At 73.8% G+C, this 16365-nt stretch carries 15 protein-coding genes; 10 read left to right on the forward strand and 5 right to left on the reverse strand.

What is annotated here, in order from left to right:
• The first annotated feature begins 4 nt into the window (after positions 1-4).
• Positions 5-997 (forward strand): ABC transporter ATP-binding protein, encoded by a 993-nt coding sequence (locus V5O46_RS18640; RefSeq protein ID WP_332885743.1) that lies wholly within the window; start codon positions 5-7, stop codon positions 995-997.
• Positions 990-2054 carry an ABC transporter ATP-binding protein gene (locus V5O46_RS18645; protein WP_332885744.1) on the forward strand — a complete coding sequence of 355 codons (1065 nt, stop codon included), beginning with the start codon at positions 990-992 and terminating at the stop codon, positions 2052-2054. The genes V5O46_RS18640 and V5O46_RS18645 overlap by 8 nt, the downstream gene beginning before the upstream one ends.
• A gap of 128 nt (positions 2055-2182) precedes the next feature.
• On the opposite strand, the gene V5O46_RS18650 is transcribed toward V5O46_RS18645, so the two are convergent.
• Positions 2183-4303, reverse strand: a complete 2121-nt coding sequence (locus tag V5O46_RS18650) for a S9 family peptidase (RefSeq protein WP_332885745.1) — start codon at positions 4301-4303, stop codon at positions 2183-2185.
• A gap of 196 nt (positions 4304-4499) precedes the next feature.
• Between V5O46_RS18650 and V5O46_RS18655 the strand changes: the two genes are divergently transcribed.
• From V5O46_RS18655 to V5O46_RS18670, 4 genes are all read left to right on the forward strand, one after another.
• Positions 4500-4694, forward strand: a complete 195-nt coding sequence (locus V5O46_RS18655) for a hypothetical protein (protein WP_332885746.1) — start codon at positions 4500-4502, stop codon at positions 4692-4694.
• Positions 4695-4758: 64 nt separating this feature from the next.
• A complete protein-coding gene (gene mshB, locus V5O46_RS18660; RefSeq protein ID WP_332885747.1) occupies positions 4759-5628 on the forward strand; it encodes an N-acetyl-1-D-myo-inositol-2-amino-2-deoxy-alpha-D-glucopyranoside deacetylase in 870 nt (289 codons plus the stop codon).
• Positions 5625-6038 carry a DUF6113 family protein gene (locus tag V5O46_RS18665; RefSeq protein ID WP_332885748.1) on the forward strand — a complete coding sequence of 138 codons (414 nt, stop codon included), beginning with the start codon at positions 5625-5627 and terminating at the stop codon, positions 6036-6038. Before mshB ends, V5O46_RS18665 begins: the two co-directional genes overlap by 4 nt.
• Positions 6039-6221: 183 nt before the next feature.
• Positions 6222-8510 (forward strand): hypothetical protein, encoded by a 2289-nt coding sequence (locus V5O46_RS18670; RefSeq protein ID WP_332885749.1) that lies wholly within the window; start codon positions 6222-6224, stop codon positions 8508-8510.
• Between the two features lie 81 nt (positions 8511-8591).
• Here the strand turns inward: V5O46_RS18670 and V5O46_RS18675 are convergent, their stop codons facing one another.
• Both V5O46_RS18675 and V5O46_RS18680 read right to left on the reverse strand, forming a co-directional pair.
• The gene (locus V5O46_RS18675; protein WP_332885750.1) at positions 8592-9491 is read right to left on the reverse strand and encodes a transglutaminase-like domain-containing protein; all 900 of its coding nucleotides are present in this window, start codon (positions 9489-9491) and stop codon (positions 8592-8594) included.
• 26 nt (positions 9492-9517) lie between these two features.
• On the reverse strand, positions 9518-10528 hold the full coding sequence (locus V5O46_RS18680; protein WP_332885751.1) for a GNAT family N-acetyltransferase: 1011 nt from the start codon (positions 10526-10528) through the stop codon (positions 9518-9520).
• A gap of 142 nt (positions 10529-10670) precedes the next feature.
• Between V5O46_RS18680 and fdxA the strand changes: the two genes are divergently transcribed.
• The gene (fdxA, locus tag V5O46_RS18685) at positions 10671-10991 is read left to right on the forward strand and encodes a ferredoxin (protein WP_332885752.1); all 321 of its coding nucleotides are present in this window, start codon (positions 10671-10673) and stop codon (positions 10989-10991) included.
• Positions 10992-11078: 87 nt separating this feature from the next.
• Positions 11079-12173 (forward strand): bifunctional succinyldiaminopimelate transaminase/glutamate-prephenate aminotransferase, encoded by a 1095-nt coding sequence (locus V5O46_RS18690; protein ID WP_332885753.1) that lies wholly within the window; start codon positions 11079-11081, stop codon positions 12171-12173.
• Between the two features lie 158 nt (positions 12174-12331).
• On the opposite strand, the gene V5O46_RS18695 is transcribed toward V5O46_RS18690, so the two are convergent.
• Together V5O46_RS18695 and V5O46_RS18700 are read right to left on the reverse strand one after the other, a co-directional pair.
• Entirely contained in the window at positions 12332-12787 is a 456-nt protein-coding gene (locus tag V5O46_RS18695) for an ATP-binding protein (protein ID WP_332885754.1), read from the reverse strand.
• Between the two features lie 322 nt (positions 12788-13109).
• Positions 13110-14105: a heavy metal transporter gene (locus tag V5O46_RS18700; protein WP_332885755.1), complete on the reverse strand. Its 996-nt coding sequence runs from the start codon at positions 14103-14105 to the stop codon at positions 13110-13112.
• 84 nt (positions 14106-14189) lie between these two features.
• On the opposite strand from V5O46_RS18700, the gene dapE reads away from it, so the two are divergent.
• Together dapE and V5O46_RS18710 are read left to right on the forward strand one after the other, a co-directional pair.
• Positions 14190-15269, forward strand: a complete 1080-nt coding sequence (gene dapE, locus V5O46_RS18705; protein WP_332885756.1) for a succinyl-diaminopimelate desuccinylase — start codon at positions 14190-14192, stop codon at positions 15267-15269.
• A gap of 110 nt (positions 15270-15379) precedes the next feature.
• The gene (locus V5O46_RS18710; RefSeq protein WP_332885757.1) at positions 15380-16138 is read left to right on the forward strand and encodes an LOG family protein; all 759 of its coding nucleotides are present in this window, start codon (positions 15380-15382) and stop codon (positions 16136-16138) included.
• The last annotated feature ends 227 nt before the right edge of the window (positions 16139-16365 follow it).

Consider the following 16365-nt stretch of genomic DNA (forward strand, 5'->3'; position numbering starts at 1 on the left):
CGTCATGCTGCTCGACGTACGCGACCTGCACGTGGAGTTCCACACCCGGGACGGCGTCGCCCGGGCCGTCAACGGCGTCAGCTACCACGTGGACGCCGGCGAGACCCTCGCCGTGCTCGGCGAGTCGGGCTCCGGCAAGTCCGTCACCGCCCAGGCGGTCATGGGCATCCTCGACACGCCGCCCGGCCGGATCACCGGCGGCGAGGTCCTCTTCGAGGGACGCGACCTGCTGACCCTCAAGAGGGAGGAGCGGCGCAGGGTCCGCGGCGCCGAGATGGCGATGATCTTCCAGGACGCGCTGTCCTCCCTCAACCCCGTGCTCACCGTCGGCGACCAGCTCGGCGAGATGTTCGTCGTGCACCGCGGCATGTCGCGCAAGGACGCCCGGGCCGAGGCCGTCGAGCTGATGGACCGGGTGCGGATCCCGGCCGCCAGGGAGCGGGTCGGACAGTATCCGCACCAGTTCTCCGGCGGCATGCGCCAGCGCATCATGATCGCCATGGCGCTGGCCCTGCGGCCCAAGCTGATCATCGCCGACGAGCCCACCACCGCGCTCGACGTCACCGTCCAGGCCCAGGTCATGGATCTGCTCGCGGAACTCCGGCGGGAGTACCACATGGGCCTGATCCTCATCACCCACGACCTCGGGGTGGTCGCCGACGTCGCCGACCGGATCGCCGTGATGTACGCCGGAAGGATCGTGGAGTCGGCGCCGGTGCTCGACCTCTACAAGGCGCCCGCCCACCCGTACACACGGGGCCTGCTGGACTCGATCCCGCGCCTGGACCACAAGGGCCGCGAGCTGTACGCCATCAAGGGCCTGCCGCCCGGCCTCACCCGCATCCCGCCCGGCTGCGCCTTCCACCCGCGCTGTCCGGCGGCCCGGGACGAGTGCCGCACCGACGAGCCGGCGCTGTACGAGGTCACCGGGCCCGAAGGGGCCGCGGCCGGCCGGGGCAGCGCCTGCCACTTCTGGAGGGAGTGCCTGCATGGCTGAGCCCGGCGCCGAGCCGATCCTCGAGGTACGCGGCCTGGTCAAGCACTACCCGCTGACCCGCGGCGTCCTGTTCCGGAAGCAGGTCGGCGCGGTCAGGGCGGTCGACGGTGTGGACCTCCGCCTGGAGCGCGGCCGGACCCTCGGCATCGTCGGCGAGTCCGGCTGCGGCAAGTCCACCCTGGCCAGGATGCTGGTGCACCTGGAGCGGCCGACGGCGGGGGAGATCCGCTACAAGGGCGAGGACATCACCCGGCTGTCCGGCAGGGCGCTGAAGGCCGTGCGCCGCAACATCCAGATGGTCTTCCAGGACCCGTACACCTCCCTCAACCCCCGGATGACGGTCGGTGACATCATCGGCGAGGCCTACGAGATCCACCCCGAGGCGGCGCCGAAGGGCGAGCGCCGCAGCCGGGTGCAGCACCTGCTGGACGTGGTCGGCCTCAACCCCGAGTACATCAACCGCTATCCGCACCAGTTCTCCGGCGGCCAGCGCCAGCGCATCGGCATCGCCCGCGGCCTCGCCCTGCGCCCCGAGATCATCGTCGCCGACGAACCGGTCTCCGCGCTCGACGTCTCGGTGCAGGCGCAGGTGATCAACCTGATGGGGCGGCTGCAGAGCGAGTTCGAGCTGTCCTACGTCTTCATCGCGCACGACCTGTCGATCGTCCGGCACATCTCCGACCGGGTCGGGGTGATGTACCTGGGCCGGATCGTGGAGACCGGCAGCCACACCGAGATCTACGACCACCCCACACACCCCTACACCCAGGCGCTGCTCTCCGCCGTCCCGGTGCCCGACCCCCGGTCCCGCGAGCACCGCGAGCGGATCATCCTGGCCGGCGACGTGCCCTCCCCGACGGACATTCCCTCCGGCTGCCGTTTCCGCACCCGCTGCTGGAAGGCGCGGGAGCAGTGCGCGCTGGAGATCCCGGCGCTGGCCGTGCCCGCCGGGTACCGGCTGACGACGGGCCCCACGGCGCACGCCTCGGCCTGTCTGTTCGCGGAGGAGAAGCAGGTCGCGCGGGCGGGAGCGGCGAGTGAGAACGGGCCGGGGTGACATGGCGCACCCCGGCCCGTCTACGGCACCCGCACGGCCGTACGCTGTACAGCCTTCCGCGTCCGTATATCGGAACCGCGTCGGTCAAGTTGCCTGGGTGTTAAAGAGGTTCGGGCATCTTCGTGGCGCTAGGCCGGCGCCAGCGAACGCCTGAGGAAGTCGAGCTGAAGCCGCAGCAGGTTCTCCGCCACCTCCTCCTGCGGGGTCATGTGGGTGACCCCGGACAGCGGCAGCACCTCGTGCGGCCGGCCGGCCGCCAGCAGCGCCGAGGACAGGCGCAGCGAGTGGGCGACCACCACGTTGTCGTCCGCGAGCCCGTGGATGATCATCATCGGCCGGTGCGGTGCGGCCGCGTCGACCAGGCCCGTGTCGTCGATCAGCGAGTTGCGGCGGTAGACATCCGGCTGCGCGTCCGGATGGCCCAGATAGCGCTCCTGGTAGTGGGTGTCGTACAGCCGCAGGTCCGTGACCGGGGCGCCCACCACGGCCGCGTGAAAGACGTCCGGCCGGCGCAGTACCGCGAGCGCGGCGAGATAGCCGCCGAAGGACCAGCCCCGGACGGCCACCCGGCCCAGGTCGAGCGGGAAGTCGTCGGCGAGCGCCCGGAGCGCGTCCACCTGGTCCTGCAGCACCACCGCGGCGAGATCGTCCTTGATCTCCTTCTCCCAGGCGGGGGACCGGCCGGGGGTGCCGCGGCCGTCGGCGACGACCACCGCGAAGCCCTGGTCGGCGAACCACTGCGAGGTGAGGTGGGCGTTGTGCGCGGCGGCCACCCGCTGGCCGTGCGGACCGCCGTAGGGGTCCATCAGGACGGGCAGGGGAGTGTCACCCCGGTAGTCCGTAGGCATAATCACGGCGCACGGGACACGTCGTGCGCCCCCTTGGGTCAGGGTCACGCGCGGGGACAGGCCGGGATCCTCGGCGTACGAGGCGATGGCCGCCGCCGTCTTCCCGTCCCGCAGCACCTGGACCCGCGCTCCGGGCCGGTCGAGGGCGGCGGACGCCAGGACGGTCGTGTCCCCGGCGCGCACCGCCGAGTGCACGCCGGGCTCCTGCGACAGCCGCTCCACGCCGAGTTCGTTGACCCGGTAGACATGCACCTCGCCGATCTCGGGAGCGACCGCCTCCTCACCTGCCGACGCGGTGACCAGCACATCGTCGTCCGAGACGTCCAGCACCGCCCGCAGCTGCAACTGCGGCCCCGTCAGCGGGCGTTCACCGACCGCCAGCACCCGTGCGCCGCCCTCGTCGGCGATCCGCACCAGCTGCCCGGACGGACTCCAGCAGGGCACCCCGGGGAAAAGTTCCAGCCAAGTTGGATCTTCGTCCGCGTGCACCATCCGGGTCGAGCCCGACTCCGGGTCCACCGCCAGGAACAGCTGGCTGCACTGGTCGCGCGCCTGTACCAGGAGCAGCGGCGCACCCGCCGCTGACCAGTGCACCCGCGCCAGGTACGGGTACCGCTCGCGGTCCCAGAGCACCTCCGTGCGCGCCCCGTCCAGACCGATCACGAACAGCCGCACGTCCGCGTTGGCGGTGCCGGCCGCCGGATACGCCACGTGCTGTGGGTCACGCTCGGGACGGGCCGGGTCGGAGATCCACCACCGCTGCACCGGCGTGTCGTCCACGCGTGCCACCAGGAGCCGGTCCGACTCCGGAGACCACCAGAAGCCCCGGCTGCGGCCCATCTCCTCCGCCGCGATGAACTCCGCCAGCCCGTAGGTGACGCCCTCCGCGTCCGGCTCGGCCAGCGCCCGGTCGCCGTCGCCCTCGGCGCCGACCACCCGCAGGGAGCCCCGCGCGACATAGGCCACATGGCGCCCGTCCGGCGCCGGACGCGGGTCGACCACCGGCCCCGACACCGGCAGTTCGCGGGCCGTCCCGACCCGCAGCTCGGCCGTGAAAAGCCGCCCTGACAAGGCGAAAGCGGCCACTTCCACGGCCGTGTCGGTGGCATAGCCGACGATGCCGGCGCCGCCCTCGCGGCTGCGCTCGCGGCGCGCCCGTTCCTCGGGCGGCAGCTGCTCCGCCGCATCGCCCAGCAGGGCGCGCGGGTCGGCGGCCGTGCGCTCCCGGCCGTCCGCTGTGTCCAGCACCCACAGCGCCCCCGCGGGGTCGGTGCCGGAAGCGGAGCGCAGGAAGACGACACGGGAACCGTCGGGAGCCACGGTGAACGAACGCGGCGCGCCGAGCGTGAACCGCTGGGTGCGGGCGTGCCGTCTGGGGAAGGAGTCAGGCTCAGTCGTCATGCCTTGACCATATTGGCCATGCGCCCCCTTGTGCGGCTGTGCGCCGATCGATGCACGCGTACGGATAGTTATGATCGCTAGCGCATAGTGGGTATCAACCGGCTGCCCCCTGTGTGGAGTTACGTACGTGGATCCGTCCCCCGCGGATCGACCGTCCGACCCCCTGTCCCCCCGGGCTCTTTGGAGGTGAGCCGCCGTGGCACTCTCGATTTCGGCGGTGGTGCTGCTGGCGATCATCGTCTTCCTGCTGATCAAGAAGTCAGGCCTGAAGGCCGGCCATGCGATCGTCTGCATGCTCCTCGGCTTCTACCTCGCCTCCTCCACGATCGCCCCCACGATCAGCGAGGTGACCTCGAACATCGCGGGGATGATCGGCAGCATCAAGTTCTGACGGCGTCACCGGGGCGCCCCTGACGGACGGGCCCCCGAGGACGACGGGACCGTAGGGTGGGGCCATGACGGAACAGCCCTCCCGGCGTCTGCTGCTGGTGCACGCGCACCCGGACGACGAGTCGATCAACAACGGCGCCACCATGGCCCGGTACGCGGCCGAAGGTGCCCAGGTGACGCTGGTGACCTGCACCCTCGGCGAGCGCGGCGAGGTCATCCCGCCCGAGCTGCGCCATCTGACCGGCGCCGCGCTCGGCCGGCACCGCCTGGGCGAACTGACCGCCGCGATGCGCGCCCTCGGCGTCGGCGACGTCCGGCTGCTCGGCGGGCCGGGCCGGTACGCCGACTCCGGGATGATGGGCCTGCCCGACAACGGCGACCCCGGCTGCTTCTGGCAGGCCGACGTCGACGAGGCCGCCGCCCTCCTCGTCGGGGTGATCCGCGAGGTACGCCCGCAGGTCCTGGTCACCTACGACGACAACGGCGGCTACGGCCACCCGGACCACATCCAGGCCCACCGCGTCGCCATGCGCGCCGCCGAGCTCGCCGCCGAGGAGGGCTGCCCGGTCGACCGCGTCTACTGGAACCGCGTCCCGCGCTCGGCCGGGGAGCGGGCCTTCGCCCGGCTCCACGACGACCTGCCCGGCCTGCCCTTCGCCGAGGCGGCCACCCTGGACGACGTGCCCGGTGTCGTGGCCGACGAGCGGATCACCGCCCGGATCACCGCCGACGGCACCCCGTACGCCGCCGCCAAGGCCGCCGCCATGCGGGCGCACGCCACCCAGATCACGGTCGCGGAACCGTACTTCGTGCTCTCCAACGAGCTGGCCCAGCCGCTGTTCACCACCGAGTACTACGAGCTCGCGGGCGCCGCCGCCCCGGCCGCCGCCCCGCTGACCGACCTGTTCGCCGGAATCGCGGAGACCGTGGCGTGACCGGCCGTACGACGTCGCCGCTCGCCCGGCCGCTGCGGCCGCCCTCCTTCGGAGGTGCCCTGCTCCACGTGGTCCTCTTCGCCGCGGGAGCCGTGGTCGGTGTGGCGGGTGCCCTGGTGCAGCCCGCGTGGTTCCCGGGCGGGCTGCTGCTCGCCCTCGCCGCGGAGGCCGGACTCTGCCTCGGCGCGGCCCGTGCCGTCGGCACCCGGGGTGCGGCCGTGTCGCCCGCCGCGGGCTGGGCGCTCGCGGTCGTCCTGCTCACCGTCAGCCGCCCGGAGGGCGACTTCGTCTTCGCCGCGGGAAGCGGCTCCTATCTCTTCCTGCTCGGCGGTATCGCACTCGCTGTGATGTGCGCCACCCTCGCCCCGGTACGGCAACCGGACGACGACCCCGTCCGACATGGCAAATGACGCACCAGTGCGCCGTGACGCGGGCGTGGGAGTCCGGTGTGGGTTTCCCCAGCGGTCCCGGGATACGCATGAGAAGCGGACAGTATGGTGGTGCGCGCCGCCGAGCCGCCCCCGAGCTCTCCGAGCAGGGGGATCCCCAGCTTGATGTAGTGCGGGCGGCGGAGCCAACCGGGAGAACCTGCCTTGAGTCGTGAAACTGACAGTCCGTCCTCCGGGCCCAACGGGCGCGGCGGAGCCGCATACCCGTCGGGCACACCGCCCTACGGAACGCCCATGGCTTCCGACGCCGGTGCGGACGCGGGTCGTTCGGCCACGCGCCCCGAGGAACGCAAGACCGAGACGACGCTGACGACCCGGATCCGGATCAACATTCCCGGGTCCCGGCCCATCCCGCCGGTCGTGGTGCGCCAGCCCGTCGACGGCGGCGCGGCCGGCGAGGACCGCGCGGCCGGCCCGGAGACCACCGCGGCGACGCCCGTCCCCGGGGCAGGCACGCCCGCCGGCCCCGGCGAGACCCCGGCGGAGCCCGCGCGTCCGGCCGAGGAGAAGCCGGCCAGCGACTGGTTCGCCCCCCGCAAGTCCCCCTCCACCAAGGGCGGCCAGGGCCCCGCCGCCGGCAACGGCGCAGGGGCGCCTCCCGGTTCGGCCACCGGCGCGGGAGCTCCCGGTGCGGGCGGCGCCGGAGCGGGTACCCAGGGCGCTCCCGGAATCCCCGGCACCGGCGGCGGCGCGCAGGCCGGTCCCCGGCCGGGCGAAGGCGGTGGCGGACGGCCCGGCGGCGTCGTCGGTTCCATGAACGCCCCCGGCGGCTCCCGGACCGGCGGCACCCAGGGCGCGGGCCTGCCCGGTGCGACCGGCGGCCCCGTGGCCCCCGGGCACGGCGGCGGCACCGGCTCCTTCGACGTGACCGAGGCCCTCGCGGCGGGACCGCGCGGCAACGGCTCCGCACCGGCCCCCGACGCCGGGCCCGAGACGCGCCGCGACGGGCTGCCGTACTTCCCGGACCACGGGCGGAGCGGTCCGGCGGGCCCCACGGGCGGCCCGGCCACCGGCGACGGACTGCTCCCCCCGCAGGCGGGCCGCGCCCCCGGCGGTCCGGGTGCTCCCGGGGCCCCCGGCGGTCCGGGTGCCCCGGGCGTCCCGTCCGGCCCCGGCACGCCCGGCAGGCCGGGCGCTGCCCCGGGCTCCGGTCCGTTCCCCGGTCCCAGCGGTCCCGGAGACCTGCGCGGCCCGGCGGGCCCCGGCACCCCCGGTCCCGCCGGTGGCAGCGGCAGGCTGAGCGACGACACCGCGATCCTCACCCCGCAGAAGCCCGCCCCGGAGCCCGGCACCCCCGGCTACGGCAATCCCGGAGGCAACGTCTCCGGCGACACCCTCAGCAGCGGTATCCCCGTCGTGCCGGGGGACCGGGGCGGCGCCGGCCCGTTCGCCCCGGGCGCGCCCGGCGACGGACCGCTGCCGCACACCCCCCCGAAGCTGCCCGAGCCGGTCTCGCCGCCCCCGGCGGGCTCGTCCAGGCCCCCGAAGAAGAAGGGGCGGAACAAGCTCGTCCTGCTCGGCGGCGGGGTGATCGCGGTCGCCGGTGTGGCCTACGGCGCCGGGCTGCTGATGAACCACTCCGACGTGCCCAAGGGCACCACCGTGCTCGGCGTCGACATCGGCGGCGGCACCCGCGACGACGCCGTCGAGAAGCTGGACGCCGCCTTCGAGGAGCGGACGGGCCGGCCGCTCGAGCTCACGGTGGACGGCGAGACCGTCTCCCTCCGGCCGGACCAGGCCGGGCTGCGCTTCGACATGCAGGCCACCGTCGCCGCGGCGGCGCAGAGCGACTACAACCCGGTCTCCGTGATCGGCTCGCTCTTCGGCAACGAGCGGGTCGTCGAGCCCGTCCTGCCCGTCGACAAGGAGAAGCTGCACGCCTCCCTGGAGCAGGCGGCGGGCGGCGCCGGATCGGTCACCGAGGGCTCGATCACCTTCGAGTCCGGCCGTGCGGTGCCCGTCTACCCCAAGGCGGGCAAGGGCATCGACGCCGCCAGGTCGACCGACGCCGTGACCGAGGCGTACCGCACCCAGATCAGGTCCGGCACCGCCACACCGGTACAGGTCCCCACCACCACCCGGCAGCCGAAGGTCTCCAAGGCCGAGGTCGACCGGATGATGAAGGAGTTCGCCGAGCCGGCGATGTCGGCCCGGGTGACCGTGCAGTCCGATGCGGCGCACTCCGTTCCGATGAGCCCGGAGAAGTCACTGTGGAAGTTCCTCAGGGTGGAGGCGGTCAACGGCAAACTCGTCGACAAGCCCGACCTGGCCGCCCTGGAGGAGCTCTACGGCAAGGCGTTCGACGGCGTGCTCATCGCCCGGGGCAACGGTGACCGGACACCCGTCACCCCCCAGGACGTGTACGCCGCCCTCCGCCCGGCACTGACCAGCAGGACCGACCGCGTCGGCGTCATCGACACCGACCCCAGCTGACGCCGCACCGGCCGAGGGGGTACCGGCACGCGCCGGCCGCCCCCTCGCCGTGCTCGCCCGGCAGGACGGCGAGCCGACGGCTCAGTTCAGGGTGGCCCGCGCCGCCCGGGCCTCCCCCCGCACCTGCTCCGCCGCCTGCTCGTCCACCGCGGCGGCGATCTCGGCGTAGGCCTCCAGCTCGGCCGCGCCCGCCAGGAAGTCGCCGCGCTGCACCAGCAGCCGGGCCCGCTCGTAGCGCAGCCGGGCCGGGTGGGACGGCAGCAGCAGGGACAGCTCCACGGCCCACAGCGACACGTCCGAGCGCTCGGGCCGGGCCGCGGCCCACGCCCGGACGTTGTTCAGGATCCGCAGGACCACGTCCAGCGGATCGGCGGGCGTCAGCATCGACGGATCCAGCGCCGCCCCCGTCGCCCCGGCCACCAGCAGCTCCGCGTCCGTCCCGGTCAGCAGCCGCCCCCCGTCGAACGGATCGGCCAGCACCTGCTCCTCGGGGAAGGCACCGGGCGAGGCTCCCTGAGGGGCGGTCGTCGGGTGACGGTCGGGACCGAACCCGACGACGAAGTGCCCCGGCAGCGCCACCCCGTACACCGGGGCCCCGGCCCGCCGGGCCACCTCCATCCACACCACCGACAGCAGGATCGGCAGCCCCCGCCGCCGCAGCAGCACCTCGTGCAGCAGCGACGACTCCAGCCGCCGGTATTCCGCCGCAGAGCCCCGGAACCCGTACCGCCGTCCGAGCAGCTCCCGCAGCGCCTCGGCCCAGGCGCGCGGTCCGCCGGGCCGGTACGGCAGCTGCCCGGCCAGCCGGTCCAGCTCCATCTGCGCGGCGTCGATGCCCGCCTCGTCCAGCGTCCCGTCGGCCACCCCGCCCACCAGCAGGCACAGCGCCGACAGGTCCGGCTGCTCGGAGCGCGCCTCCTCGGCGAACCGGTGCCGCAGCTCGGCGGAGCGCTCGGGCGGTGGGGGCCAGGGGGACCGCATAGCAGGTTCGTGCCCGTTCACGGCGATCAGTACCGCTCCGGCCCGGCTCCGGCCGGTTCCCGGTAGTGGTGGTACACGTGGTGCGCGGCGAAGCCCATCCCGGCGTACATGGCCCGCGCCGCCGTGTTGTCCGTCTCGACCTGCAGACAGGCCGCCGAGGCACCCTCGTCGAGCGCCCTGCCGGCCAGCGCGGCCATCACGATGGTCGCCAGCCCCCGCCGCCGCTCGGCCGGATCGACCTCCACGGCACCGAAGACGGCCCACCGGCCGTCGACGACACAGCGCCCGATCGCGGCCGGGGCGGTCTCGCCGGGCACCGTCGCGAACCACACCGACGGCCCGCCGCCCAGCACCTGCAGCGCCGCCTCCGGCACGCCCTTGCGCTGGTAGCGCGCCAGCCACGCCTCGTCCGCCGTCCGGGACAGCAGCACGCCCGCCCCCTCGGCCCGGTCGGCCACCGGTGCCAGGGCGCCGGTCCACAGCTCGGCGGTGACCTCCCGGACCCAGCCGCGCCGTTCCAGCTCCGCGCACAGCAGCTCCTCGGTGCCCTCGGCGCCGGTCGCGGTCTGCACCCGGGCGGGCAGCCCGCGCTCGCCGTACCAGCGGCGCACGGTGCCCAGCGCCTCGTCCAGGGGCATGCCCGGATCGCCCAGCGGCAGCACGGAGTTGGCGCGCCGGGTGAACCCGGACGCGGCCCGCAGCTCCCACTCGCCCAGCCGCGCGCTCTCGACCGGCGGCCAGGCCCGGGCGGCGACCCGGGCGAGCTCCTCGTACGAGGCGGCGGGGCCGCGCCGGCGCGCCGGCGCGGCCGGCACGACCTTGCCCGCGACGAGCGCGGATTCGGGAATCCGTACGGTCTCACCGCTCTTTCGTGTGATCACCAGCACACCCTGGTCCCACGATGTGAGAACACCGACCGTGTCGGTAAACCTCCCACCCGTGACCACAGGTTGCCTCAAGCAGCGCACGGAAACGCGTTTACCCACGTCAGCAGTGGTGATACGGACCTCGAGACGCCCAGCGGCAGAGATTTCCACGGGTCGGTACACCCCTCCTGTTCGGATCATGCCCCGGAACGGAGATACTAGGGGCGGGCATCGACGACGCCGCGCTCCCGCGCGCCAGGCGGCGGAGCCTGAGGTGGCCCCGCCAGCGCCCGTATCGAGGAGGAACGACAGCGTGACCTACGTCATCGCGCAGCCTTGTGTCGACGTCAAGGACAAGGCGTGCATCGAGGAGTGCCCGGTCGACTGCATCTACGAGGGCCAGCGGTCCTTGTACATCCACCCGGACGAATGCGTCGACTGCGGTGCCTGTGAGCCGGTCTGCCCGGTCGAGGCGATCTTCTACGAGGACGACACTCCCGAGGAGTGGAAGGACTACTACAAGGCGAACGTCGAGTTCTTCGACGAGCTCGGCTCGCCCGGTGGTGCCAGCAAGCTGGGGCTGATCGAGCGCGACCACCCCTTCATCGCCGCGCTGCCGCCGCAGGCCGACTGACGTCGAAAGCGGCCCGCACCCGCGCCGCCTCGGTCCCGCCTGCGCGGGACCGGGGCGTTTGCCGTATCAGAAAGTGAGCGAGTACCCGTGTCCGCAGTCTCCGACCGGCTGCCCACCTTCCCCTGGGACAAGCTGGAGCCCTACAAGAAGACGGCCGCCGCACACCCGGACGGCATCGTCGACCTGTCGGTCGGCACGCCGGTCGACCCGGTCCCCGAGCTGATCCAGAAGGCGCTGGTCGATGCGGCGGACTCGCCGGGCTATCCCACGGTGTGGGGCACCCCGGCACTGCGGGACGCGATCACGGGGTGGCTGGAGCGCCGGCTGGGCGCCCGGGACGTCACCCACCGCCACGTCCTGCCGGTCGTCGGCTCCAAGGAGCTCGTCGCCTGGCTGCCGACCCAGCTGGGCCTCGGCCCCGGTGACCGGGTGGCCCTCCCGCGGCTGGCCTACCCGACCTACGAGGTCGGCGCCCGCCTGGCCCGCGCGGACCACGAGGCCTACGACGACCCGACCGCCGCGGACCCGGCCGGCCTGAAGCTCCTCTGGCTCAACTCCCCGTCCAACCCCACCGGGAGGGTGCTGCCGGGTGCGGAGCTCGCCCGGATCGTCGCCTGGGCCCGCGAGCACGGTGTCCTGGTCGTCTCCGACGAGTGCTACCTGGAGCTGGGCTGGGAGGCCGACCCGGTCTCGGTCCTCCACCCCGACGTCAACGGCGGCTCCTACGACGGCATCGTCGCCGTCCACTCCCTGTCCAAGCGCTCCAACCTGGCGGGCTACCGCGCGGCGTTCCTCGCCGGCGATCCGGAGGTCCTCGGCCCGCTGCTGCAGATCCGCAAGCACGGCGGGATGATGACCTCGGCGCCGACCCAGGCCGCGGTGGTGGCCGCCCTCGGCGACGACGAGCACGTCCGTGTCCAGCGCGAGCGTTACGCGGCGCGCCGCACCGCTCTGCGCGAGGCGCTGCTGCGGCACGGCTTCCGCATCGAGCACAGCGAGGCCGGCCTCTACCTGTGGGCGACCAGGGACGAGTCCTGCTGGGACACGGTCGCCCACCTCGCCGACCTCGGCATCCTGGTGGCCCCGGGCGACTTCTACGGCCCCGCGGGCGACCGCTTCGTCAGGGTCGCCCTCACGGCCACGGACGAACGGGTCCAGGCGGCGGCTGCCCGCCTCACCTGACACCGGCCCCCCCGCCCCGCCCCGCCGCGCCCGCCGCGGTACCTGGTGACCGGACGGCACACGGCCCCTGCACGGACGCGGGCACACCGAAGGGGCCCGGGGAGCGAACCCCGGGCCCCTTCGAGCAGGCAAGCGGGCGGAAAGGCGTGCAGCCGGCCTCAGCCGAGCGGCAGACCCGAGGTGGGCAGCCCCGACGTGGGCAGCGCCCCCGTCGGCAGCCCTCCCACCGCGTCCGTGGGCAGCCCACCCTGGGTTGCGGTCTGCGCCGCGCCGCCGACGATGTCCCCGGCGGTCCCCGCCGCGTCCCCCGCGGCGTCCTGCGCGGCCGGGGTGGCCTTCTTGAGGACCGAGCCACCGGTCTTGCCCGCGGCGGGCACCGCCTCCTTCAGCGCCTTGCTTCCGCTCTCGCCCGCGGTCTCCGTGACGTTCTGGGCCGCGGCGTCCACGGTGTTCGCCGCGTTCGCGGCGTCCAGGGCGGTCAGCCCACTGAGGTTCGGGGTGGTCGGCAGCTCCGGGGCCGCGCTTGCGGAGCCGGCCGCACCGACCCCGGCGGCCGCTCCCGCAGCGACGAGCAGCGCGGCACGGGCGATCCGGCGGGTCAGGGGGAGGGACATGATGCTCCTTCGACGGGAGTGAACGGTGAGTTGTCCGACTGGGTTCTCCGACCGTGCCCGGCCATTGACCGGCCGGGCTCGGACGCAGTGACTACCGCTCGAACTCCACGAAGGTTGCGGCGGGACAACGTAAAGAAATGGCAATGTGTCGCATTATCGGTTGCACCGAAAAACGGGCAAACGGGGCTCGGTCGGAAAGTCTGCTGAATCCTTCCGGCGCCGTGATTCCAAGGCTTCCGGCGATCAGCGGGGTGACCCCGCGAAAATCTGCACACCCCGTCGTTCCCGCGCCGTGCGAGTCACCCGGGAGAGTGGGTCCGGTCTACTGGGCGGTGACGATCCGGACCGCCCCGGAGCCGCCGTCGCGCTCCGCGCCCTGCGCACCGTCCGAGTCGCTGGTGTGCCACCGGCTGCCCGAGGAACCGGCCGTCCACTCCCGCCCGGCGTAGGTGACCCGCTCGATGTGCAGCGCGGAGGCGTTGGCCACCGCCCAGTGCGCGAACTGCCAGCCGCGCCGCCGGGCGTCCGGACCGCCGGAGGCGTCGGCACCCTCCGCGTCATCGGGCACCGGCAGCGTCACGGTCCGCTCGTCGGAACCGCCCCCCGCCGGCGAGGGGGACGACGTCGCCGCCTCCGTGCCGTCCGCCGTGGCGCCGACCGGCTGGAGCACATCCCGCCCGAAGTCCCGTACCAGCGCGGCCCGCACCGCGTCCGGCCCCTTGGTCCGGCTCGCGCCCGGCCGTCCCTCGCACGTCAGCGTCGCCTCGGCGCGCCCGGTCAGGGCGGCGGCGAGCAGTGTGGCGTCCGGCTCGTGCTTGGCGTAGGCCTGCGGGAAGCCGCTGCGCTGCACCCGCTGCGCGGCCACGGTCAGCGGCAGCCGGGTGTAGCCGGGCACCTCGACGAGATGGTCGTAGAACTTCCCGGCCGCGTACGCCGGGTCCATGATCTCCTCCGGTGTGCCCCAGCCCTGTGAGGGCCGCTGCTGGAACAGTCCGAGCGAGTCGCGGTCGCCGTAGTCGATGTTGCGCAGCGCCGACTCCTGCAGGGCGGTCGCCAGCGCGATGGTCACGGCCCGCTCGGGCAGGTCGCGTGCGGTGCCCACGGCGGTGATGGCCGCGGCGTTCACCGCCTGCTCCGGCTCGAACTCGTAGGTCGCCGCGTCGTCGTCGGCCGAGACGACCTTGCAGCCCGGTCCGCCCGTGCCTCCGGTGACGTACTGCACCGCGAGGTATCCGGCGACCGCGAGCAGGACCACGAGGGCCGCCCCGGAACGGAGAAGGCGGCCCCGGCGTCTGCGGGTTGGGGACGGCTGTGGCACGCGTACAAGGTACTGGAGAGTACCGGGAGTGCCGAGACCGGTGTGGACAGTGCGCGCGGGCCCCGGCGGGTTAGGGTCGACGCCATGGCCGACACCTCCCTTGACCTCACGCTGGACGCCGCGGAGCTCACCGCCCGGCTCGTCGACGTCCCCTCCGTCAGCGGCGCGGAGAAGCCGCTCGCGGACGCGATCGAGACCGCGCTGCGCGCCCTGCCGCACCTGAGGGTCGACCGGTACGGCAACAACGTCGTGGCCCGCACCGACCTGGGCCGCCCGGAGCGGGTGATCCTCGCCGGCCACATCGACACCGTCCCGATCGCGGACAACGTCCCCTCGCGACTGGACGGGGACGGGGTGCTCTGGGGCTGCGGCACCTGCGACATGAAGGCGGGCGTCGCCGTGCAGCTGCGGATCGCGGCCACGGTCCCGGCCCCCAACCGCGACCTGACGTTCGTCTTCTACGACAACGAGGAGGTCGCCGCCGAGCTCAACGGCCTCAAGCACGTCGCCCAGGCACACCCGGAGTGGCTGGAGGGCGACTTCGCGGTGCTCCTGGAGCCCTCGGACGGCCAGGTCGAGGGCGGCTGCCAGGGCACGCTGCGGGTGCTGCTGCGGACCAGCGGGGAGCGGGCGCACTCGGCGCGCAGCTGGATGGGCTCCAACGCGATCCACGCGGCCGCCCCCGTCCTCGCCCGCCTGGCCTCCTACGAGCCCCGCTACCCGGTGATCGACGGCCTGGAGTACCGGGAGGGCCTCAACGCGGTCGGCATCTCCGGCGGCGTCGCCGGGAACGTGATCCCCGACGAGTGCGTCGTGACGGTCAACTTCCGATACGCCCCGGACCGCACCCCCGAGGACGCCCTCGCCCATGTCCGCGAGGTCTTCGCGGACTGCGGGGTGACCGAGTTCGTGGTCGACGACCACAGCGGCGCCGCCCTGCCGGGGCTGTCCCATCCGGCCGCGGCGGCGTTCATCGAGGCGGTCGGCGGCACCCCGCAGCCGAAGTACGGCTGGACCGACGTGTCCCGCTTCTCCGCGCTCGGTGTCCCCGCGGTCAACTACGGCCCCGGCAACCCGCACCTGGCCCACAAGCGCGACGAGCGGGTGGAGACCGCGAAGGTGCTGGCGGGGGAGGAGCGGCTGCGGGCCTGGCTGACCGCGTAGCCCGGTCCCGTGCGCCCGGCGCTCGGCGGCGGACATGCCGATGTCCCCCGTACGTAACCCGCGTAGATCTACGCTGAGGTGGAAAGACCCGCACGACGGAGGGAGCGCACATGGCTACCGGCAACCCCGAGGGCAAGAGGCGGCCACCGGAGGAGCAGCGCCTGGGCCCGGTCCTCCGGCGGCGCGGACAGGTGCAGGCGAGCACCACCGACCAGCGGCTGCTGGACGAGCGCGCCCCCACCGACTGGGTGCACACCGACCCCTGGCGGGTGCTGCGGATCCAGTCCGAGTTCATCGAGGGATTCGGCACCCTCGCCGAACTGCCGCCCGCGATCAGCGTCTTCGGCTCGGCGCGCACCCCGGCCGACTCCCCGGACTACGAGGCGGGCGTGCGGCTCGGCCGGGGCCTGGTCGAGGCAGGCTTCGCCGTCATCACCGGCGGCGGGCCCGGCGCCATGGAGGCGGCCAACAAGGGCGCCTGCGAGGCCCAGGGCATCTCCGTCGGACTGGGTATCGAGCTGCCCTTCGAGCAGGGGCTGAATCCGTACGTCGACATCGGGCTGAACTTCCGGTACTTCTTCGTCCGGAAGATGATGTTCGTCAAGTACGCGCAGGGTTTCGTGGTCCTGCCCGGCGGCCTGGGCACCCTCGACGAACTCTTCGAGGCGCTCACCCTGGTCCAGACCCAGAAGGTCACCCGCTTCCCCATCGTCCTGTTCGGCACCGCCTACTGGGGCGGGCTGGTCGACTGGCTCCGCCACACGGTGATCCGCGAGGGCAAGGCCGCCGAGAAGGACCTGCTGCTGTTCCACGTCACGGACGACGTGGACGAGGCGGTCGCCCTGGTCTCGAAGGAGGCGGGCCGCTAGGGGCGGTCCGGTGGCCGTCCGCCTCGTCCGCCTCGTCCGGCGCTTGCGGACGAGGCCGTCCGGCCGAAGCGGGGTCCGGGGGCCGCGGCCCCCGGGACGGGCAGGGCGGCGGGGGTGAGGAGACCGAGCAGGTCGGGCGGAGTCCGCTGCGGTTCGGCAGCGCCCTGAAGGGGCGCGGGGGAACTGCCCGACCAGCCACGACGGCAGCGCAGACGGGCGACGGCACA

It is taken from the genome of Streptomyces poriticola, assembly GCF_036689765.1.
Taxonomy (GTDB): domain Bacteria; phylum Actinomycetota; class Actinomycetes; order Streptomycetales; family Streptomycetaceae; genus Streptomyces; species Streptomyces poriticola.